Here is a 19,975-nt window from a genome sequence, read left to right on the forward strand (position 1 = left end):
TTTTTGAAAGTGGCAGATTTATCTATTCATGCATTTGTCAGTGGCCGAGTCCAAGGTGTTTGGTTTAGACAATCAACTAAAGAAAAGGCGCTATCTTTAGGTGTCCAGGGTTGGGTTAGAAACTTAAATGATGGACGGGTCGAACTAATGGTCACGGGTGAAGAGCAGGCTGTGCTTCAGCTAGAAGCTTGGCTGAGCCAAGGACCAGAGTTAGCGAACGTGGCTGAGGTTATTAGTGATAGAGTTGATAGCATTGATGCGCCTCAAACCTTCGAAGTGCGCTAATCATTTAAACTATCATTTAAGTTACAACAGTCTTTGGAAGGGACTATGTTTGATAAATTAAAATCTTTTGTTGGTTTGGGAAATGAACATTCTGCTAAAAAGAGTGTGCTTAAAGCTCAGGCTTTTGACGAAGAAATACAGAAAGTTGAAGAAAAAGATGCTTCACCGCAAACGATAGAACATTCCAGAGAATTATCATTTTCCTTTATCAGTAATTTATTAGGTGTAAGGGCTGTAATTACAGAGGAATCAGCCAAGCAAGAAGAATCATTACGAGTTGTTCTGGAGCAAGAATTAAAGAGCTTAGACGAAGAATCTATACCTAAGCTTTCTAAGAATGCACTTTTATTGATGAACGCTTTGGTTGATCCAGATTCTCCTCAAGAGAGAATTGTAACAGCTATAAAAGAGGATCCTGCGCTTGCCGGTAAAGTTATTTCTATTGCCAATTCGCCTACGTTTATTGGCTCAGACATGGAGATTAAAGACTTAGAGCATGCGCTAAGTATGTTGGGCCAGCAAAGATTAAAGGATGTTGTTTTATCATCTTTGGTGGCAGATAAATTTGAGATCGATAGTTTTTATTTCGAAGTATTTGGCAAAGCGTTATGGGGACATTCTTCTGAGGTGGCTAATAATGCTAAAAAAATATCAGAAGTGATTGGTGGTAATCCAAATCTAGCTTACTTTGTTGGTTTAATTCACGATGTAGGTAAGCTGATTATCTTTAAAAAGCTCATAGAGTTACATGCCGATGGAAAGCAACAGCCACACCCGCAAGTATTTAGTAATTTGTTAGCTGATTACTCAAATGCTTTGACTAGACGTGCATGTGAAGTATGGGAGCTACCAAAGGATTGGTATACACCTATCCTTGAGTTTCAGATGGAAGTGCAAGGTGATTGCCGACAGTCTGAATCGGTAGCGTTGTTCTTGGCCAATGCTTATGCGGAATTACATGCCTTATTTAGTGAAGGTGAAATCACTGAGTTTGAGTTGGTATGGCGCCTTCAGCAGGCCGGTTCAACTGTTGATGATTACAGAAAACTGTATCCAGTAGAAGATAATTGAAAGCAATAAAAAAACGGGCGTAAAGCCCGTTTTTTTATGATGTTCTAATCTGAAGTAAAGCTTACAGATTGATACGCTCAGCTAGTAGCGGTAGTACACCGTCTACTGCAACGTCTTGTTTCTCGTCGTCGCGACGGCCTTTGTATTCCAAAGTACCCGCTTCGATACCTCGAGGAGAGATAACAACGCGGTGTGGGATACCCATAAGGTCAGAGTCAGCAAACTTGACCCCAGGGCTAGTCTTCTTATCACGGTCATCCATGATTACATCGTAACCTGCCTGCTGTAGTTCATTGTACAGCTTGTCAGTTAGCTCGCGTACTTCATCAGACTTATCGTATTGAAGCGGGATTAGTGCAACGTGGAATGGAGCGATCGCTTCTGGCCAAATAATACCGCCGTCATCGTGGTTCTGCTCAATCGCAGCTGCAATGACACGGGTAACACCGATACCGTAACAGCCCATATCCATTACTACAGACTTACCATTTTGATCCAATACTTCAGCACTTAGGGCTTTTGAGTATTTCTGACCTAGCTGGAAAATATGACCTACTTCGATACCACGTTTGATGACAAGTGTACCGTCACCGCATGGGCTCGGATCACCTTCAACAACGTTACGAAGATCTGCGACTTCTGGTAGATCGACATCGCGATTCCAGTTGATACCAAATAGATGCTTGCCGTCGATGTTAGCGCCAGCACTGAAGTCAGATGTTTTAGCAACCGTACGGTCAACAATCACAGGGATGTTTAAGCCAACAGGGCCAAGGGAACCAGGGCCTGCACCGATTAGATCGCGGATCTGTTCTTCTGTAGCAAATTCTAGTGGTTCAGCAACTTGTGCAAGTTTCTCTGCCTTGATCTCGTTTAACTCGTGATCACCACGAACCAATAGAGCAACAAAATCTGCTTCGCACTCTTCAGATGCTGCAACGATCAACGTTTTAACTGTTTTCTCAATTGGTTGATCAAACTGCTCAACCAATTCATCAATCGTCTTCGCATTTGGCGTATCTACTGTCGTCATCTCAACAGATGGCGCTGCTAGATCGCCTTCAGGAGATAATGCTTCAGCTAATTCTACGTTTGCTGCGTAATCGCTGACATTAGAGAACGCGATATCATCTTCACCAGAGTCAGCAAGTACGTGGAATTCGTGAGATGTTGCACCACCGATAGAGCCAGTGTCCGCAAGTACAGGGCGGAAATCCAAGCCTAGGCGGTTAAAAATGTTAGTGTAAGTTTGGTGCATTACATCGTATGTCTGTTGAAGGGACTCCTGACCTACGTGGAAAGAGTATGCGTCCTTCATGATGAATTCGCGTGAGCGCATTACGCCAAAGCGAGGGCGAATTTCGTCACGGAATTTCGTTTGGATCTGGTAAAAGTTTGCAGGAAGCTGTTTGTAGCTTTTGATCTCACGGCGGATAAGGTCAGTAATTACCTCTTCGTGTGTAGGGCCTACACAGAATTCACGGTTGTGACGATCATTAACGCGCAGTAGCTCAGGACCGTAAAGTTCCCAGCGTCCAGACTCTTCCCAAAGCTCAGCAGGCTGAATTGCTGGCATTAGAACTTCCATCGCACCGGATTTGTCCATCTCTTCGCGGACAATACGCTCAACTTTACGAAGCGTGCGAAGGCCAAGCGGCAACCAGTTATAAAGACCTGAAGCAACTTTACGAATAAGGCCCGCTCGAAGCATCAACTGGTGGCTGATGACTTCTGCATCAGATGGCGTTTCCTTAACGGTGGATATGAGATACTGGCTAGTGCGCATACTTTTACTCAATCAATTTTAAATTCGTTTCAAATCGCCACATTGTAGGTGGCTGCAGTGGTGCTGCCAAGGAAAAAACTACTCAGCAGCTGCATTTTTCAATGTAACTTCCCGTTGAGGGAATGGAATTTCTATATCGGCGGTTTGAAGTGCTTTAAATACAGCTAAATTCACTTGATATTGCACTTCAAAATAGCGGTCAGTCGGCACCCAATAACGGTAAGCAATATTGATAGAAGAATCTGCAAAGGCTTCGATGCCCACTTGTGGCGGTGATTCTTGGGAGAGTTCATCAAACTGGGCTAAGGATTGTTTGATTACGTGTATCGCAACCTCTGGATCTGCACTGTAGCTAATGCCAACAGAGGCTTCGACAACTTTATTAGCGAAAGAATTGGTTATTACTTCGCCGACGATGTGCTTGTTGGGAATTGTAATGATCTCGCCGTCTTCTGTGGCCAGTAGGGTATGTGCGAGCTTAATCTCTGTTACGACTCCAGAAATATCGTTAATCGTAATTGTATTACCGACGACAAAAGGGCGGGTCAAGATAATGGTGAAACCTGCACCATAATTGGAGAACACGCCTTGTAGAGCTAGTCCAGCACTTAGAGATACTGCGCCGATCGCTGCCACAAAAGGCGCAACGCTGATACCAAATTTACCTAAACAAATCACCAATACCATCGCTATGATTAGCAGTTTTACGGTACTGGCTATAAATAAGCTCAGGGTAACATCAACGCTATTCCTTTCGCATAGCTTAAGAGCGAACTTGCCTATTGATCGAGCGACAATCAGGCCGATCAAAAAGATGATGATTGCGCCAATTACCTGAAAACTGTAATTGACGAAAAAATCTATGACCATATTTGTTAAACGAGTAATGGTTTCTAGCTCGTTTTGAATCTCTTGCTCCATTAATAGGCCTCTTAACTAATTCGTTTCAGGCCGTCATCCTTTCAGAATCTTCGATAAAAGCAAAGAGTTCAGGTAGTTCTTTTTCACTGAATACAGGGAAGCCGTTACGCATTAATTCAGCTGCGGCTACACCTGAGCCTTCAACGAGGTTGCCGGAAAAATTACCGTCATAGATACGTTTGTTGCCGCAAGAAGGGCTTTTAGCCTTCATAAGCGCGCAAGCGACACCTTCGCGTTTGGCAATTTCTAAGGTTCTTTCAGCACCTGATAAAAACTCAGGCGTAACGTCGTTGCCATCTTGTGTCGTGATTAAAATAGGGAATTTGCACTGAGTTTCTGCTGGTGGGCGCGGTGTGCTTAAGCCACCAGCGACTTCAGGGCAGATAGGGACAAAGCGGCCTTCCTTGTGCCAACGCTGCAATGTTGGGTGGTCAATTAAGTGATGGCCGCCATCATAGCGTACGCGATCACCTAGCATGCAGGCGCTAATTAAAATCTTCTTCATGGTAGTCCATTTTTGTTGTTATTTTTTTGCTGGCACATTCTACTCATGGGTAGAAGGATCGCAATCGACTAAAGTCTAGAATTTGATCGATTCTATTGATAAGGATCATGAAAATTAGGAAGGAGTGATAAATATGGGGTAGGAGGCGCTAGCTTAGATAAAGCTAGCGCATAGAAAGAGGAAATTAAGCTTCTTTCTTATCAACCATAAAGGTTGCTGTACCTGTAGCAACAACTTTATCGCCTACAGTTACGTCTGTTTTGCACTTTACGCGTCGGCGGCGTGTATCAATCTCTTCAACTGTTAGTGTTGCTTTCGCTGTATCACCAATAAATACAGGTGCACGGAACTTAATCTGTTGATCAACATAAATAGCACCCGGCCCTGGAAGCTTAGTACCTGCAACAGTAGAGATTAGCGCAGCACTAAACATGCCGTGGACAATACGCTTTTCAAATGGCGTTGTTTTAGCGTAATCATCATTTATGTGAACTGGGTTAGTGTCACCGGAAATACCCGCAAACATGCACACGTCTGCATCAGTAATGGTTTTGGCAAAGCTATCGCTCATACCTACTTCTAAATCTTCTAGGTAGTAACCGTGTAGTTCCTGCATGGGGATGTTCCTTTAAATAGAATATGCAATCTGCGCATCATAACCAAAAGAAAGCATCTCTGCCTATGTATAAAATCAGTTAGTAACAATTCGTAAGAATTAATTATCTCGGTAAATTTGGCCTGTGAATTAGGGATGCCGCATGAAACTGTCAACTTGCAATGAATTGCTGTATCTTACAGGCCAAATTTTTCTAATGGATTTGAGACCCGTTTAGCCATGATTATCAAACCAAAAATTCGCGGTTTTATTTGTACTACTACTCACCCAACTGGCTGTGCAGCCAATGTGCGTGAGCAAATCGAATACACTCAGAAGAAGGGCGCTATTGAAAATGGCCCTAAGCGTGTTCTAGTAATTGGTGCATCCAGTGGCTACGGTCTATCTTCCCGTATCGCAGCAGCATTTGGTTCGGGCGCAGCGACAATTGGTGTGTTTTTCGAAAAGCCAGGTACTGAGCGTAAAACAGGTACTGCAGGCTGGTATAACTCTGCAGCATTTGATGCAGAAGCCAAGGCAGCTGGTCTTTACTCTAAAAGCTTGAATGGCGATGCTTTCTCTCACGAAGCCAAAGAGAAAACGATTGCGCTAATTAAAGAAGAGATGAAGCAGGTTGATCTAGTTGTTTACTCTCTAGCTTCCCCTGTTCGTAAAATGCCAGATTCTGGTGAAGTTATCCGTTCTTGCCTTAAACCTATCGGTGAGCCATACAAATCTACAGCGATTGACACTAATAAAGATGTCATCATCAATGCTGAGGTTGAGCCAGCGACTGAAGAAGAGATCGCAGCGACTGTAACAGTCATGGGCGGCGAAGATTGGGAACTATGGATGGACGCGCTATCTGAAGCTGGCGTGCTAGCTGATGGTTGTAAATCTGTAGCCTACTCTTACATCGGTTCAGATATCACTTGGCCAATCTACTGGGATGGTGCACTAGGTAAAGCTAAGCAGGATCTTGATCGTGCTGCTAAAGCAATCGATAGCAAGCTTAACGCTACAGGCGGCCAAGCGAACATTGGTGTTTTGAAATCTGTTGTGACTCAGGCAAGTTCAGCAATTCCGGTTATGCCTTTGTACTTGGCAATGTGCTTTAAGGTAATGCGTGAGCAGAACCTACACGAAGGTTGCATGGAGCAGGTTCAGCGTTTATTCGATACAGGTCTATACGGCAATACAGCTGAAATGGACGATGCTAACCGTTTCCGTATGGATGACTGGGAGCTTAAAGAAGAAGTTCAGAATGCGTGCCGTGAGATCTGGCCTCAGGTGACTTCCGAGAACCTATTCGATCTTACTGATTACCAGCTTTATAAAGATGAGTTCTTGAAACTATTTGGTTTTGGCATCGACTCCGTAGATTACGAAGCAGATGTCAGTCCTGTAGCTGAATTCGATGTAAGCGATATCTAATCGTTTATACATAACAGGAAGCCAATTGGCTTCCTGTTTGCTATGCGTTGCCTCGATCGAACATCCTGTCAGAGATCGATCAGTTCTTAAAATCTAACAGTTCTACGTCAAATATAAGCACGGAGCCAGGTGTAATCACACCTGCAGATCCATTCCCATACGCCAGGTTTGATGGAATATAGAAACGGTATTTGTCGCCCGTTGCCATCAATTGTAAGCCTTCTGTCCAACCTTTAATGACTTGATTGAGACCAAACTCAATAGGCTCTCCACGATCGACAGAGCTGTCAAACACTGTGCCGTCTATCAATGTACCGTGATAATGAACTTTTACTGTGCATGTGGCGCTGGGCTTGGATGTTCCATCAGCTTTTTCGATAACCTTAAACTGCAAGCCTGAACTTGTCTGGATGACGTCCGGATCGTTTATGTTTTCAGCTAAAAACTCTTCGCCAGCTTTCTTGTTGGCTTCTGCGAGTTTTAAATTATTTTGGCGACTAGTGTAGAGAAATAAAACGATCGCCAATATTAAAAGCGGTAGTACATATTCCATAAAGGCTGTGCTCTTGAAGATGAGAAACGCTCAATCTATAGCACAGACCAATAACTGACAAGAAAGTGTTTATGTATCTGCTAAAGCAATGCTAGTAACTGCTCTTTCTCTTCCGCGCTATAGTTCTGCAGTAGAGACAGCGTTTTAGGCGGTAATCTATCGGTTTCTTTGGTTATCTGTGCAAGGTTGAAATATAGATAGTCGTGCATCCACTGCTGATAACTCTGCAACCAGTCACACATGAGTTCTTCTGTAGAGGTTTCGTCTGCAGTAAAGCCCGCCTGTAAATCTTCTTCTGTGTATAGGTAGCCCAGTTTTAGATCATGATAAGTTGGGTTGTCATTACAAAAATAATCGACAGAAACTCAATCAGCAAATTGTTTGTGCAATATGTAACTAATACGGCTGACGGATAATGGGCCGGCGTTTAGCGAGTTAATATGCTCGGTTGCTTGATGTGAAAAGGACTCAATAGTGGAATCGCTATATAGCACTGCAGCCATAATCTGGTCGATTCTAAAAACAGCTACGATCTCTTTTTTGAGTAACTTAAGGTAGCGGGTCTTCTGATTGGCTGGAAGAAACTGTTCAAGCATATCTAGGTAAAACTGATCGATGCTGGAAATGCTCGGAGCCTCTTCGAGTGCTTTAACATGCTTCTGAATCTGCTCATGAACAGGGATCTGTTCAAGTGCGTTTAGGCGCTTTGGTGTCTGTGTAACGGCGTGCATGATCGGCTCCAAATCTGTTCTTAGCAGTAAGAGTTCAGCAAAGCTAATGCCAGATTTGATAATCAATTATTTATCAGTCAGTTGGCTATAAAGTAATCAGGAATGTAGTTTGGATTAGAGGTATTGAGTTGCCGGTATTAAAACCTAGCGGCATGTAGGGTGGCAAAGAATAACCGAACACTTTGGGTTTGTTGTTACCAGTAATATGTACCATTCATTTAGCAGTGGTTTTGTTTGGTTGCTTAGATATAGAATTGAACTTTGGCTTATCAAGGTTTTGATAATTAAGGAAGCTAGATTGGATCTTAAACGGAAAGTCCCTCTGCATTTAGATGCGGCTATACTGCTTGCGATTGTGTTTGCGTGTTCTCTTGGTTTTAACCTGCTTCAGTTGTATCAGGTAGTGGAATTGAGTGAAGAGACAAGTCGGCAAGGCCTTCAGGCTTTGCTTGATCAAATGAATTTAGATGAAGCTTTGAAAAGGGTGAAGGTCTTGGAGCAGAGCTGTGAGTTGCAGGACGGCGAAACACAATAGTTTTATATGAGGCAATAAAAAGGACGCAATCGCGTCCTTTTTATATGTGTGAGGCTAGGGTGATGGGATCACTCGCTTAGCAAATTCACAGAATCTTTATCGATGTCGTAATCGTAATAAGCCATACCTAGTTTGTTTAGGTAATCCATTCGATCAGCGCTTTTTAGATCAATTTCTGGTGCTTCTAGGCCGCACTCTTCATAGATGCCGGCTAAATGAGCCATATAAGCTTCGCCTTCTTTCACCATTAATAGACTCGCTGCGCCTACATCAGTTTTTACTCGGCTGTTCAGATCATCTGAAAGCGACACTTCAAAAACGATAGGTTCTTCATCGCCTTCGATACGTACGGAGCGGTTTCTAACAGTTTGTGCGGCCCAAAAGTAAGCTAGCTCTTTGCTTTGTGTTAGGAATACAGGCTCGATAGTTTCGGTATAGTTATTACCGATTGTCGCCATTGTTTGTTTGGCAGCTTGTTTAAGCGCTTTGTCGCCAGAACGTTTTAAACCCTGATCTTTGATTGATTCGACCAGCGCGGAAGATGTGCCATGGTACCAAGTGTTGCTAGTGGCAAAACCCTGTTCAGTTAACAGTTCTTTAGCGTCTTTAAGAAAAGTAGGTGTAGTCATAATCAAAATCACTTAATCAGTTTGCAATTGGAAGCAGTAGGGGATTCTATCCTAAAATTGAATCCTTTGTAGCTTTCTAACTATTTGCTGCAGGTATAAAAAAGGCGACACCTTAAAAAGGGGCCGCCTTTCTATGTAAGGTTTATGCCCTAGCTAGCTAGAACATTTGCCTTAGCTAGTATTGCTTAGCTGAACTGGTTAGAAGTGTTCTTCGCACCACCAGCTTTAAGAGCGTTTTCACCAGCGTAGTATTCTTTGTGGTCATCACCTAGGTCAGAACCAGCCATGTTTTGGTGCTTAACGCATGCGATACCTTGACGGATCTCTTTACGCTGTACGCCTTCAACGTAACCAAGCATAGCTTTGTCACCGAAGTACTCTTTAGCCAAGTTATCAACAGAAAGAGCTGTTGTGTGGTAAGTAGGCAGAGTGATTAGGTGGTGGAATACGTTCGCTTCGCGAGCAGTATCAGCCTGGAACGTACGTACGCGAGCGTCAGCAGCTTCAGACAGTTCAGAACCGTCGTATTCAGCAGACATTAGGTTGTCGCGGTCGTAACCAGAAACGTCTTTACCTTCAGCAGCCCATGCATCGTAAGTTTGCTGACGGAAGTTTAGAGTCCAGTTGAAAGATGGAGAGTTGTTGTAAACAAGTTTCGCATCTGGGTGTACTTTACGTACTTCGTCCATCATACCTTTGATTTCGTGAACTGTTGGTACAGCAGTCTCGATCCAAAGTAGGTCAGCACCAGCATTGATAGCTTCGATACAATCGAATACGCAACGCTCGTGGCCAGTACCTTGACGGAACTGGTATAGACCAGAAGCTAGACGCTTAGGACGAACTAGTTTGCCGTCACGGCTGATTAGTACGTCGCCTTCTTTAGTGTCTTCTGGAGCAACTTCTTCAACGTCTAGGTAAGAGTTGTAAACGTCGCCTTGGTCGCCTGGCTCTTTAACTACAGCGATTTCTTTAGTTAGACCAGCACCTTCAGAGTCAGTACGAGCAACGATAACACCGTCGTCAACACCTAGCTCTAGGAAAGCGTAACGTAGAGCACGTAGCTTAGAGTGGAAATCAGCGTGAGGTACAGTTACTTTACCGTCCTGGTGACCACACTGCTTCTCGTCAGCAACCTGGTTTTCGATCTGTAGGCAGCATGCGCCTGCTTCGATCATTTGCTTAGCCATTAGGTAAGTCGCTTCAGCGTTACCGAAACCAGCATCGATGTCAGCTACGATTGGCACAACGTGAGTTTCGTGGTTGTCGATCTGAGACTGGATGTCAGCTTCTAGAGCAGCATCGCCAGCTTCACGTGCTTTGTCTAGTGCACGGAATAGACCGCCTAGTTCACGAGCGTCAGCTTGACGTAGGAATGTGTATAGTTCTTCAACTAGGCCAGCAACTGCAGTTTTCTCGTGCATAGACTGGTCTGGTAGAGGACCAAAGTCAGAACGTAGAGCAGCAACCATCCAACCAGATAGGTATAGGTAACGACGCTCAGTAGAACCGAAGTGCTTCTTGATAGAGATCAGCTTCTGCTGACCAACAAAACCGTGCCAGCAGCCTAGAGACTGAGTGTACTTAGTTTTGTCTTTGTCGAACTCAGCCATGTCGCGACGCATGATACCAGCAGTGTACTTAGCGATATCTAGGCCAGTTTTGAATTTGTTCTGAGCGCGCATGCGTGCAGCAGATTCTGGGTTGATTGCGTCCCAAGGGCTACCAGCTTCAGCTTTAAGACCTGCAATGCTTTCGATGTCTTTGTTCAGTGATGACATGGTCATTCCTTCTATATTAGTTGCTAGCCAGTTTTCGGCTAACTCTTAAAAGTTTCGCAATCGATTCTAGTGCGGTTAACCCTATAATTGAAATAAATGCCTGTTATTTGCAGTATTTATCCTGTGAATAGTTCTATGGTATTATCACTGAAACACGCATGATTACGGCATTGATATGAATCTGGACAAAATCGACCTCAATCTTTTGGTGTATCTTGATATTTTGCTGCGGGAGCGTAATGTGACTCGATCCGCCAGCTTGCTTGGGATTACACAGCCCGCTATGAGTAACGGTTTGCGGCGGTTGCGTGAAACCTTTGGTGACCCACTTTTGGTTCGAACCAGTGAAGGAATGGTGCCTACTGAGCGTGCTCAATCATTGCAGCCACTGCTTAGACAGATCCTTGCATCGGTAGAACAGGTTATAGAACCAACAACAGAGTTTGATGCTAAATCAAGTGACCGAGTCTTTCGTATAATGACCAGTGACTATGGTGAGGCGACATTGTTACCCCGATTATTAAAGCGTTTGAACCGTGAAGCGCCAGATGTTGTCCTTGATATCCTCACGCCGAGTGATATGAGTTTTCTTGAAGTGGAGCAGGGTTTGGTTGATCTGGTCATCAACCGTTTTGATACTATGCCGCAATCCTTCCACCAAAAGACATTGTGGAAAGATTCGTTTTCGTGTTTGTTTGCCGTAGATAATCCCATTTCCCATGATTACTGTTTGGAAACTTATATCAGGGCAAATCATGTTTGGGTGAGTAAAACCGGCATGGGAGCAGGTATGGGTATCACGCCTGAAGATACCAAGCGGCTCGGTTGGGTTGATGAGGCATTAGACTCAATTGGCTATAAGCGCCATATCTCGGTATTTACTCGACACTATCAATCAGCCGCTTTGCTTGCTTCTCAGCGTGGTCTTATCGCAACTATTCCGAGTCGTGCTGCTTCTATCCAATCTGAAAACCCCAGATTAGTAGTGAAAAAACCGCCTTTTGATATTCCGGAATTTGAGTTCAAAATGGCTTGGAGCCCATTGCTACAACATAACGCTGCTCACCGTTGGATACGCCAGGTTATCTCTGATGTGGCTTCGGTTTCCTAAACAGCGATAAGTTATAAGTTTTAATACTCTAATAAGGCGGTTTATCCGCCTTATTTTTTGCCTAATGATTCTTCAGGTGCTGCGCATTCAATTGTTGGGTGGAGCATGGCTTGCTTGGTCTTCTTGGTTTGCGGTATCGAAATTAGTCCAAAAAACAGCATAAAACCAATGTACCAATTAGCGGTTAGGAAAATCTGTGAATATGAAAGGTATTGTTCTATGACGTTGCCTTCCATTCTTGGCATATGCAAGTACATCGAATATAGGTACCAAGCCAAAATTTGAATGACGATCAAATGATGAAACCATCTGAACATCGCTTTGAACTGTTCTACCAAGATAAAAGATAAGAGTAGAAAGGCTGCAGGTATGGCAGTGGTTATATAATCGTGAAGCCCTAGAGTGTCACTCGCAAGGTATATAGCTATGCTGCTCAGCCATACTATTAAAGTCAGTAGTTTCATCGGAATTCCTTTTCTTTATTACGGCAATTAGGCTTGGATCCTTTGTTTCAGTCAACAGGTCAAATGCCCGAGTTAACTATTTGATTTACTTTGCATAGATACTTACAGATGTAATAGAGTAACTCCTTTAGTTTAAAAGGAGTTTAGGCATGGTGCAGCATCAACTGGAAGTCTTGATCAAATCTGAGATCCCTCTAATTGTCATCGAAAGTACCGAGGAAAATCAGGTGGTTGATATGCTGTTATCACTTAAGCCTGTATATGAAAGGCCGCTATTCAAGTGGACTTTGACCGATGGCATTCAGCGGATTGATCGTGATCTCCCTCCGCAAAAGTTATTCTCGCAACCGACCGAAGCCCTAGCGCATATTAAATCAGTTTCTACCCCTGGTGTTTATGTATTGGCAGATCTGCATCCGTTTTTGGATGAGCCTATGCATGTACGTTTATTGAAGGATATAGCGCTCAAATTTCATGAGCTAGGCCATACGTTAATCTTGCTTAGCCACGCGTTGGAAGTGCCAGTTGAGATTATGAAACTTAGCGCCAAATTAGATATCGCTCTACCTGAACGTAGGGAGATAGAAAAGATTGTCCGAGAGGAAGCGCAGAGCTGGTTAGCAAGCTCAGGCTCTAAAGTGCAAGCAAGCTCTGAAAACCTGCAACTTTTGGTCAGAAATTTAACGGGTTTAACTCGATCAGATGTTCGTCGTTTGGCAAGAAATGCCATTTTTGATGATGGTGCGATCACCGCCAGTGATATCCCTGCAATTAACGAAACGAAGTATCAGCTATTGAGTGAGCAGGGGAATATGCATTTTGAATATGACACTGCACAGTTCTCGGATATAGCCGGTTTTAACGGACTAAAAAATTGGTTAAATGAGCGAAAACCATTTTTTAATGGTGATAGTGGCGTTGGTAATTTACCCGCACCTAAAGGGATGCTGTTATTGGGCGTACAAGGTTGTGGTAAAAGCCTTGCGGCTAAAGCGGTTGCAGGTAGTTGGCATGCGCCTTTATTACGTCTTGATTTCGGTGCCCTTTATAACAAATTTTACGGTGAGACTGAGCGTAATCTTCGTGAAGCCCTACAAACCGCAGAGGTTATGGCGCCCTGTGTTCTATGGCTAGATGAGATAGAAAAAGGGATCTCATCAGGCAGTGATGAGGGCGGACCTGCGACACGTATGCTGGGTACCTTGTTGACGTGGATGGCCGAGAAAGATGCGCCTGTATTTATCGTAGCTACGGCGAATGATATTGAAGCATTACCACCAGAACTTGTACGAAAAGGGCGTTTTGATGAGATCTTCTTTGTCGACCTCCCTAATGACGATATTCGTTTTAAAATCTTTGATATTCATTTGAAACGTCAAGGAGTCGATGTTAGCAATTTTGATTTTAAGCGTTTGATCGAAGAAAGCGTTGGTTTTTCAGGTGCTGAAATTGAGCAGGCTGTTATCTCTGCTTTTTATACCGCTCATGCTCAGAATGTTGAACTTGATCAAGCTCTTCTACATGCAGAGTTGCGAAAGACTCAGCCTCTGTCAGTAGTGATGTCTGAAAAGATTGATTATCTAAGAGAGTGGGCTTCTACTCGAACTGTATCGTGTGAGTAATATTTTTTTGTTTATACATTAAATGATACAAGGCTCAGCAAATAAATTTACTGAGCCTGAGATAATTACAAAACAAATTTCTTAGTCGAAAAGCGTGTGTATTGAAGCGCTTCTGCTACTTCATTAGCTTTAGAGGTCGATGTTAATTTACTCAGAAGCACTAGCGCTGCTTGATAGCTAACTAAGCTGCCATTGGACGTAATCACATTACCGTCAATAACCACATTCTGGTCATATTGGACTTTTACATCCGGAAAGGTACGAGCAAGATCCTTTTCACCTCCAGCCCAAGTTGTGGCCTTTAATCCATCCAATAGGCCTGCCTTACCAAGTAAGAAAGCACCGGAGCAGTTACTCGCAATCCATTCGGCGTTTTTAGCAGTGTTTTTAATGAATTGGATCAATTGATTGTTTTCGATCAGCGGGTCCATGTCGTAACTAGAGGGTACGATTAGAACATCCAGTTCAGGCGCATTACCAATCCAATAGGGGCTGTTTAGGCTTAGGCCTTCTTCAGTTGTCACTGTAGGCTTATTTATCACATTGATAACGATAGGTGTGTAATCACTAAACCATGTTTTTCTACTGGCTACGCCAAAAACTTCTAATGGTGCTGTTACATCGGATGTTAGAACACCATCAAAGACAAGGATGCCGATCTTTTTACTCTCGGCGAATGACAGTTGGCTGAAGAGCAGTAAAGCCAGAGTTGCTGCTAGACATACAAATTGCTTTCTCATTTTTAATCTCCGGAAAGTTAATTGCGACCATTTTATAGTTGGTGTAATAAGTGAAAAATATCTTGATCAGAATTTCATTGGTGAATATTGTTCATGAATGGATAAGTTCAATGTTTTAAAAACGTTTATTACTGTATGCGAGAAAGGGTCATTTGCAGCTGCTGCTGCGGTGCTTGGTACTGATGCATCTACAGTGAGTAAAGCGATAAGCAGATTAGAAAAGCAGTTAGCTTATACACTGTTTTATCGTTCTACCCGAAAGCTAACCATTACAGATGCGGGAAAGGAATATCTCGAGACGGTGAGAGCGTTACTCATAGATCTGGATGAGTGCGAGCAGCGTCTTAAATCGGGTAATGAGTCTGCAACGGGTGTTCTAAAGGTAAATTTACCGGTCGCTTACGGGCGTTTATATATTGTTCCATTACTCTCTAAATTTACCGAACAGTACCCAGATATTAGCCTGCAATTGAGTTTCTCCGATGAATATGTCGATATTATCGAACGGGGAATCGACCTATCGATCCGAACAGGTACGGTATCTGATAGCCGTATGGTATTGCACAAATTGAGCCCTATGGACTTTCTAACTTGTGCATCAAGAAACTACCTTATGAAGTTCGGACCAATCGATGGTTTTCAGGATTTTGATAATCACCGATGGATACGCTTTCGCTTTAAGCAGACGGGTAAGTTAATGCCTATTTTGGCTGAAGTGGATGGGGAGACCGAAAAGCTAGATCCCAAAAACTATTTAGTGGTTGATGATGGCCAGGCGCTGGTGGATCTTTGTCGTAGCGATGTCGGTGTGATGCAGGGGCCTCATTTTCTATTTAAAGACGGTTTAAGTTCTGGGGACTTAGTTTCGTTATTTCCACCTATTGAACCGGAAGGTTATGGTGTGTATTTACTCTATCCTAAGCGGGATTTTCTACCACGTAAGGTGGCAGTATTTACTGAATTTTTAAAAGCGGAACTAGATATGATGGGAGAAGGGTCGAACTATTGTTGGTCTAGTGAAGTGGCTTATCTTAATGAGTGGGAATAGGGCGCTGATTGTGAAATCAACAATCAGCGCTCCTATTCCAGCTGAGAAGCTTAGTGAAGTTTCATCTTCGGTCTTACAACTTTTCCGATTTTCTCAGCAATATAAACGATCATCGCTTTGAAGAAGCCGTGAATGGCGATCTGGTGCATGCGATAAAGTGAAACATACACAATACGAGCAATTTTCCCTTCAATAAACATAGAGTTCTTTGAAAGGTTTCCCATCAAGCTGCCCACGGTACTGTAACGGCTAAGGTTGACCAGTGAGCCGTGATCCTTGTAGACGAAGTTTTTAAGTGGTTTGCCTTTTTCGGTAAGAATAATATTTTTCTTAACGATTGACGCCATTTGATGTGCTGATTGGGCGCGAGGTGGCACCCAGCTACCATCTTCCTGCGCACAAGCGCAGCAATCACCAATCACGTAAATGCTGTCGTCGATGCTGGACTGAAGCGTTGGTTTAACCAGAATCTGATTCGTGCGGGTTAACTCAAAGCCATAAAGATCTGCTAGGAAGTCAGGTGCTTTAACGCCTGCAGCCCAGATCATCATATCTGCTTCGATTTCTGAACCGTCAGCCGTTTCGAAGCCATTAGCGTTCGCGGATTTGATCAACGTATCTTCACATACATCTACACCCAACGCTGCTAGCTCATCACGGGCAGAGCCGGAGATGCGGGCAGGTAGTGCAGGAAGAATACGTGGGCCAGCTTCAATCAGTGTAACTTTTAGCTGCTTAGCAGTCATTTTCGGAAGGCCGTATGACTTAAGCATGTCGGTTACGTTGTAAAGCTCAGCCGCGAGCTCAACACCCGTTGCGCCTGCACCAACAATCGCGATATTTAACACGCCGTTTTCACGCTGGTTTACGCGCATAAAGTTGTTAATGAGCGCGTTATGGAAACGTTCAGCTTGTTTGGCTGTATCTAGGAAGAAACAGTGATCCTTTACGCCCGGTGTTTTGAAATCGTTGCTGACGCTTCCGATCGCTAAAACAAGGGTGTCATATTGCAAATGTCTTTCTGGAAGGATTTGAACACCATCTTCATCAACTGTTTCAGCCAGTGTGACGGTTTTTGTGTCTTTGTTTAGGCCACAAAAAGTACCTAGTTCGAACTCATAATGGTGTTTAACCGCGTGAGCATGGTAAACAACGCCATCTGTATTTGGATCAAGCGAACCTGTGGCAACCTCATGTAATAGAGGTTTCCAGATATGGGAGCGTTTTTGATCGACTAGGGTTACTTCAACTGAGGGATTTTTTCGGTAGCGGTGGCCTAATTGGGTGACGAGCTCAAGGCCGCCAGCGCCCCCGCCAATCACAAGAATCTTGTGTGGCTCCGTTGGGTTTGTCATTGTTTTAATCCTCAAAAAATATGGGATTAGTAGCTGCAAGAACTATTAATCCTATATTTTCTGATAGTCGTACTCTGATCTTGATGCAGGCAAAAGTAAATAGAAAGAACTAGAAACGGCGCTAAAGAATTAGCACCGCTTCGTCTTAAAGTGGGAGAGGCATACTCGACTTATTGATTAAATGCAGCTGCCAGTAACTGTTGTGTGTATTCGGCTTTAGGTGATGCAAAGATTGCTTGGGCATCACCTTGTTCGACGATATCTCCATGGCGCATCACTATTAGCTTATGGCTTAGCGCTTTTACAACGGCTAAATCATGGCTGATAAACAGATAAGTTAAACCATATTTTTCTTGAAGGTTACGCAATAGTTCCACGATCTGCTTTTGTACGGTGCGATCTAGTGCAGAAGTAGGCTCATCTAAAACGATAAGTTCGGGCTTCAGTACCAACGCTCGTGCGATGGCGATACGCTGACGTTGACCTCCAGAGAACTCATGCGGATAGCGATGCCTACTTTTAGGGTCGATACCAACCTCTTGTAGTACATCGATGATCGCTTGTTCGTGTTCCGCTTTAGATTCTGGCTGGTGAATATCGAGTCCTTCGGCAATGATCTCAGCAATAGACATGCGCGGACTCAAGCTGCCGAACGGGTCCTGAAAAACTATCTGCATCCGTTTACGTAAAGGTTTAACCGCTTTTTGATCTAAAGGTGCAAGAGCGATCTGATCAAACGTGATTACGCCTTCACTACGCTGCAGTTTCAAAATGGCGAGGCCTAATGTGGTTTTTCCTGAGCCGGATTCTCCCACAATGCCAAGTGTTTCACCGCGGTTAACAGACAGGTCGATGCTGTTTACCGCTTTAATATGGTCTACGGTCTTTTTGAAAAAGCCTTTTGTAATAGGGAACCAGACTTTTAATTTGTCTGTTTCTAGCAAACGCTCTTGCGCGCATTGAACAATAGCAGGATTACCTGATGGTTCCGCATCTAACAGCGTTTGTGTGTAAGGGTGTTGTGGTTGTGCAAACAGTTGAGCCGTTGGAGCAGATTCGACTTGCTCACCTTTATACATAACACAGACATGATGCGCGTAACGACGAACAATATTAAGGTCATGCGTAATCAGCAAAATCGCCATGCCCAGTTTTTCTTGCAGAGACTTTAGTAACTCCAGAATCTGTTCCTGAATTGTTACATCAAGTGCTGTGGTTGGCTCGTCTGCGATAAGCAGTTCAGGATCGTTGGCGAGTGCCATCGCGATCATTACACGTTGACGTTGACCGCCTGAAAGTTCATGAGGGTAGCTATTTAAGCGTTTCTCAGGCTCAGGGATGCCAACTAAATCAAGTAGTTCAAGAATTCGAGATCGCGCTTGTTTACCAGTCATCCCTCTATGCAGAAGTAGAGTTTCCCCTATCTGTTTCTGAATTGTGTGTAGCGGGTTGAGCGACGTCATTGGTTCCTGAAAGATAACGCTGATCTTATCGCCACGTAACTGCCGCATCTGATTTTCGTTATAGTTCAGCAGATCTTGGCCATCATAGTGAATTTCACCGCTAGGGTGACTTGCTTTAGGGTAGGGGAGTAAACGCAGAACGGACATTGCGGATACGGATTTGCCAGAGCCTGATTCTCCCACCAATGCAAGAGTTTCACCCTTCGGTATATCAAAGCTAACTTGTTTCACTGCTTCTACTGCAGCTTCACTACCCTGATCAAAAGTGACGGATAGGTTGCGAACACTTAATAGCGGAGACGTCATGACACTTTCCTTGGGTCGAAGGCGTCACGTACAGCTTCACCTATAAAGATTAGAAGGGTAAGCATCAATGCAAGGCTACAGAACGCCGTGATACCTAACCATGGCGCATGAAGGTTTGTTTTACCTTGTGCAACCAATTCTCCCAATGATGGACTGCCTGGAGGCAGGCCAAAGCCCAAGAAATCCAGTGCAGTCAACGTAACAACAGAACCATTAAAGATAAATGGCATAAAGGTAAGTGTTGCCACCATGGCATTAGGAAGAATATGGCGGAACATGATCATGCGGTTATTTAAGCCAAGAGCACGGGCGGCGCGAACATATTCTAGGTTACGACCACGCAGAAATTCGGCGCGTACGACATCAACCAGCTGCATCCAAGAGAACAGGAGCATAATACCTAATAGCCACCAGAAATTTGGCTCAACAATGCTGGCTAAAATGATCAGTAAGAACAAAACCGGAAGACCAGACCAGATCTCGATAAAGCGTTGGAAGAAAAGGTCAACTTTACCGCCGTAGTAACCCTGAATAGCACCAGCAACCACACCGATAACTGAACTCGCTAAAGTCAAAACTACGGCAAATAGGATTGAGATCCTAAAGCCGTATATGACACGAGCAAGTACATCACGAGCTTGATCGTCTGTACCTAGCAGATTGTCCATTGTTGGAGGGGATGGAGCAGGTACAGGAAGGTCGTAATTAATTGTGCTGTAGTTGTACTTAATCAGCGGCCAGATAATCCAGCCTTGCCCTTCATTATGTATAAGGTCTTGAATGTAAGGGTCTTTGAAATCCGCAGGGCTTTCAAATTCTCCACCAAAGGTTAGTTCGGTGTAATCAACTGCGACAGGAAAATATAGATCGCCCTTATACGACACTACCAGCGGATCGTCATTCGCAATAATCTCTGCAAATAACGATAGGATAAATAGCGTGCTAAAGATCCATAGAGACCAATAGCCGCGTTTGTTTTTACGGAAGTTTTCGATCCTGCGTTGATTGAGAGGGCTGAGTTTATTAACTAATACACCCAT

The 19,975-nt window shown here is 43.8% G+C and carries 21 protein-coding genes; 7 read left to right on the forward strand and 14 right to left on the reverse strand.

Going from position 1 to position 19,975, the window contains the following annotated elements; all coding sequences use genetic code 11:
- Positions 1-9: 9 nt before the first annotated feature.
- Positions 10-285 carry an acylphosphatase gene (locus ACMXYW_RS07315; RefSeq protein ID WP_415905744.1) on the forward strand — a complete coding sequence of 92 codons (276 nt, stop codon included), beginning with the start codon at positions 10-12 and terminating at the stop codon, positions 283-285.
- A 45-nt stretch (positions 286-330) separates the two neighbouring features.
- Positions 331-1,356 carry an HDOD domain-containing protein gene (locus ACMXYW_RS07320; protein ID WP_415898404.1) on the forward strand — a complete coding sequence of 342 codons (1,026 nt, stop codon included), beginning with the start codon at positions 331-333 and terminating at the stop codon, positions 1,354-1,356.
- Positions 1,357-1,417: 61 nt separating this feature from the next.
- Here ACMXYW_RS07320 and ACMXYW_RS07325 read toward each other — a convergent pair whose 3' ends face one another.
- The 4 genes from ACMXYW_RS07325 to ACMXYW_RS07340 form a co-directional block, all read right to left on the reverse strand.
- A complete protein-coding gene (locus ACMXYW_RS07325) occupies positions 1,418-3,142 on the reverse strand; it encodes a proline--tRNA ligase (protein ID WP_415898403.1) in 1,725 nt (574 codons plus the stop codon).
- Positions 3,143-3,220: 78 nt separating this feature from the next.
- Complete coding sequence (locus ACMXYW_RS07330) at positions 3,221-4,063, reverse strand: mechanosensitive ion channel family protein (RefSeq protein ID WP_415898402.1); 843 nt, start codon at positions 4,061-4,063, stop codon at positions 3,221-3,223.
- A 25-nt stretch (positions 4,064-4,088) separates the two neighbouring features.
- Positions 4,089-4,568, reverse strand: a complete 480-nt coding sequence (locus tag ACMXYW_RS07335; protein ID WP_415898401.1) for a DUF523 domain-containing protein — start codon at positions 4,566-4,568, stop codon at positions 4,089-4,091.
- A gap of 184 nt (positions 4,569-4,752) precedes the next feature.
- Positions 4,753-5,184 (reverse strand): MaoC family dehydratase, encoded by a 432-nt coding sequence (locus tag ACMXYW_RS07340; RefSeq protein ID WP_415881432.1) that lies wholly within the window; start codon positions 5,182-5,184, stop codon positions 4,753-4,755.
- A gap of 219 nt (positions 5,185-5,403) precedes the next feature.
- On the opposite strand from ACMXYW_RS07340, the gene fabV reads away from it, so the two are divergent.
- Complete coding sequence (gene fabV, locus ACMXYW_RS07345) at positions 5,404-6,597, forward strand: enoyl-ACP reductase FabV (protein WP_415898400.1); 1,194 nt, start codon at positions 5,404-5,406, stop codon at positions 6,595-6,597.
- 79 nt (positions 6,598-6,676) lie between these two features.
- Here fabV and ACMXYW_RS07350 read toward each other — a convergent pair whose 3' ends face one another.
- From ACMXYW_RS07350 to ACMXYW_RS07360, 3 genes are all read right to left on the reverse strand, one after another.
- Positions 6,677-7,150: an FKBP-type peptidyl-prolyl cis-trans isomerase gene (locus ACMXYW_RS07350; protein WP_415905745.1), complete on the reverse strand. Its 474-nt coding sequence runs from the start codon at positions 7,148-7,150 to the stop codon at positions 6,677-6,679.
- A gap of 80 nt (positions 7,151-7,230) precedes the next feature.
- Positions 7,231-7,392, reverse strand: a complete 162-nt coding sequence (locus tag ACMXYW_RS07355) for a hypothetical protein (RefSeq protein WP_415905746.1) — start codon at positions 7,390-7,392, stop codon at positions 7,231-7,233.
- Positions 7,393-7,515: 123 nt separating this feature from the next.
- A complete protein-coding gene (locus ACMXYW_RS07360) occupies positions 7,516-7,881 on the reverse strand; it encodes a hypothetical protein (RefSeq protein ID WP_415905747.1) in 366 nt (121 codons plus the stop codon).
- A 298-nt stretch (positions 7,882-8,179) separates the two neighbouring features.
- On the opposite strand from ACMXYW_RS07360, the gene ACMXYW_RS07365 reads away from it, so the two are divergent.
- Positions 8,180-8,416, forward strand: coding sequence for a hypothetical protein (locus ACMXYW_RS07365; protein WP_415898397.1), 237 nt, complete (start codon positions 8,180-8,182; stop codon positions 8,414-8,416).
- A 68-nt stretch (positions 8,417-8,484) separates the two neighbouring features.
- On the opposite strand, the gene ACMXYW_RS07370 is transcribed toward ACMXYW_RS07365, so the two are convergent.
- Together ACMXYW_RS07370 and ACMXYW_RS07375 are read right to left on the reverse strand one after the other, a co-directional pair.
- Entirely contained in the window at positions 8,485-9,045 is a 561-nt protein-coding gene (locus ACMXYW_RS07370; RefSeq protein WP_415905748.1) for a hypothetical protein, read from the reverse strand.
- A 185-nt stretch (positions 9,046-9,230) separates the two neighbouring features.
- Positions 9,231-10,826 (reverse strand): isocitrate lyase, encoded by a 1,596-nt coding sequence (locus ACMXYW_RS07375; protein ID WP_415898395.1) that lies wholly within the window; start codon positions 10,824-10,826, stop codon positions 9,231-9,233.
- A gap of 175 nt (positions 10,827-11,001) precedes the next feature.
- Here ACMXYW_RS07375 and ACMXYW_RS07380 point away from each other — a divergent pair, with 175 nt between their 5' ends.
- Positions 11,002-11,937, forward strand: coding sequence for a LysR family transcriptional regulator (locus ACMXYW_RS07380; RefSeq protein ID WP_415881424.1), 936 nt, complete (start codon positions 11,002-11,004; stop codon positions 11,935-11,937).
- A 50-nt stretch (positions 11,938-11,987) separates the two neighbouring features.
- On the opposite strand, the gene ACMXYW_RS07385 is transcribed toward ACMXYW_RS07380, so the two are convergent.
- On the reverse strand, positions 11,988-12,401 hold the full coding sequence (locus ACMXYW_RS07385; RefSeq protein WP_415905749.1) for a hypothetical protein: 414 nt from the start codon (positions 12,399-12,401) through the stop codon (positions 11,988-11,990).
- Between the two features lie 149 nt (positions 12,402-12,550).
- On the opposite strand from ACMXYW_RS07385, the gene ACMXYW_RS07390 reads away from it, so the two are divergent.
- Positions 12,551-14,023: an AAA family ATPase gene (locus ACMXYW_RS07390; protein ID WP_415905750.1), complete on the forward strand. Its 1,473-nt coding sequence runs from the start codon at positions 12,551-12,553 to the stop codon at positions 14,021-14,023.
- Positions 14,024-14,088: 65 nt separating this feature from the next.
- Here the strand turns inward: ACMXYW_RS07390 and ACMXYW_RS07395 are convergent, their stop codons facing one another.
- Entirely contained in the window at positions 14,089-14,763 is a 675-nt protein-coding gene (locus tag ACMXYW_RS07395; RefSeq protein WP_415905751.1) for a DJ-1/PfpI family protein, read from the reverse strand.
- A gap of 97 nt (positions 14,764-14,860) precedes the next feature.
- Here ACMXYW_RS07395 and ACMXYW_RS07400 point away from each other — a divergent pair, with 97 nt between their 5' ends.
- Positions 14,861-15,811, forward strand: a complete 951-nt coding sequence (locus ACMXYW_RS07400) for a LysR substrate-binding domain-containing protein (RefSeq protein ID WP_415905752.1) — start codon at positions 14,861-14,863, stop codon at positions 15,809-15,811.
- Between the two features lie 50 nt (positions 15,812-15,861).
- Here the strand turns inward: ACMXYW_RS07400 and ACMXYW_RS07405 are convergent, their stop codons facing one another.
- The 3 genes from ACMXYW_RS07405 to ACMXYW_RS07415 all read right to left on the reverse strand — a co-directional run bounded on the left by ACMXYW_RS07405 (position 15,862) and on the right by ACMXYW_RS07415 (position 19,975).
- Entirely contained in the window at positions 15,862-17,166 is a 1,305-nt protein-coding gene (locus ACMXYW_RS07405; protein WP_415881419.1) for an NAD(P)/FAD-dependent oxidoreductase, read from the reverse strand.
- A gap of 170 nt (positions 17,167-17,336) precedes the next feature.
- Positions 17,337-18,935: an ABC transporter ATP-binding protein gene (locus tag ACMXYW_RS07410; RefSeq protein ID WP_415905753.1), complete on the reverse strand. Its 1,599-nt coding sequence runs from the start codon at positions 18,933-18,935 to the stop codon at positions 17,337-17,339.
- On the reverse strand, positions 18,932-19,975 hold the full coding sequence (locus ACMXYW_RS07415) for an ABC transporter permease (RefSeq protein WP_415898389.1): 1,044 nt from the start codon (positions 19,973-19,975) through the stop codon (positions 18,932-18,934). Before ACMXYW_RS07415 ends, ACMXYW_RS07410 begins: the two co-directional genes overlap by 4 nt.

The organism is Neptuniibacter sp. QD48_55 (genome assembly GCF_047778115.1).
Classification (GTDB): Bacteria; Pseudomonadota; Gammaproteobacteria; order Pseudomonadales; family Balneatricaceae; genus Neptuniibacter.

Bases quoted from the DNA above. Each gene is read 5' to 3' on its own strand.
- ACMXYW_RS07320 (WP_415898404.1), top strand. From the start codon at position 331: ATGTTTGATAAATTAAAATCTTTTGTTGGTTTGGGAAATGAACATTCT.
- ACMXYW_RS07325 (WP_415898403.1), bottom strand. From the start codon at position 3,142: ATGCGCACTAGCCAGTATCTCATATCCACCGTTAAGGAAACGCCATCT.
- ACMXYW_RS07330 (WP_415898402.1), bottom strand. From the start codon at position 4,063: ATGGAGCAAGAGATTCAAAACGAGCTAGAAACCATTACTCGTTTAACA.
- ACMXYW_RS07335 (WP_415898401.1), bottom strand. From the start codon at position 4,568: ATGAAGAAGATTTTAATTAGCGCCTGCATGCTAGGTGATCGCGTACGC.
- ACMXYW_RS07340 (WP_415881432.1), bottom strand. From the start codon at position 5,184: ATGCAGGAACTACACGGTTACTACCTAGAAGATTTAGAAGTAGGTATG.
- fabV (WP_415898400.1), top strand. From the start codon at position 5,404: ATGATTATCAAACCAAAAATTCGCGGTTTTATTTGTACTACTACTCAC.
- ACMXYW_RS07350 (WP_415905745.1), bottom strand. From the start codon at position 7,150: ATGGAATATGTACTACCGCTTTTAATATTGGCGATCGTTTTATTTCTC.
- ACMXYW_RS07355 (WP_415905746.1), bottom strand. From the start codon at position 7,392: ATGTGTGACTGGTTGCAGAGTTATCAGCAGTGGATGCACGACTATCTA.
- ACMXYW_RS07360 (WP_415905747.1), bottom strand. From the start codon at position 7,881: ATGCACGCCGTTACACAGACACCAAAGCGCCTAAACGCACTTGAACAG.
- ACMXYW_RS07370 (WP_415905748.1), bottom strand. From the start codon at position 9,045: ATGACTACACCTACTTTTCTTAAAGACGCTAAAGAACTGTTAACTGAA.
- ACMXYW_RS07375 (WP_415898395.1), bottom strand. From the start codon at position 10,826: ATGTCATCACTGAACAAAGACATCGAAAGCATTGCAGGTCTTAAAGCT.
- ACMXYW_RS07380 (WP_415881424.1), top strand. From the start codon at position 11,002: ATGAATCTGGACAAAATCGACCTCAATCTTTTGGTGTATCTTGATATT.
- ACMXYW_RS07385 (WP_415905749.1), bottom strand. From the start codon at position 12,401: ATGAAACTACTGACTTTAATAGTATGGCTGAGCAGCATAGCTATATAC.
- ACMXYW_RS07390 (WP_415905750.1), top strand. From the start codon at position 12,551: ATGGTGCAGCATCAACTGGAAGTCTTGATCAAATCTGAGATCCCTCTA.
- ACMXYW_RS07395 (WP_415905751.1), bottom strand. From the start codon at position 14,763: ATGAGAAAGCAATTTGTATGTCTAGCAGCAACTCTGGCTTTACTGCTC.
- ACMXYW_RS07400 (WP_415905752.1), top strand. From the start codon at position 14,861: ATGGATAAGTTCAATGTTTTAAAAACGTTTATTACTGTATGCGAGAAA.
- ACMXYW_RS07405 (WP_415881419.1), bottom strand. From the start codon at position 17,166: ATGACAAACCCAACGGAGCCACACAAGATTCTTGTGATTGGCGGGGGC.
- ACMXYW_RS07410 (WP_415905753.1), bottom strand. From the start codon at position 18,935: ATGACGTCTCCGCTATTAAGTGTTCGCAACCTATCCGTCACTTTTGAT.
- ACMXYW_RS07415 (WP_415898389.1), bottom strand. From the start codon at position 19,975: ATGGGTGTATTAGTTAATAAACTCAGCCCTCTCAATCAACGCAGGATC.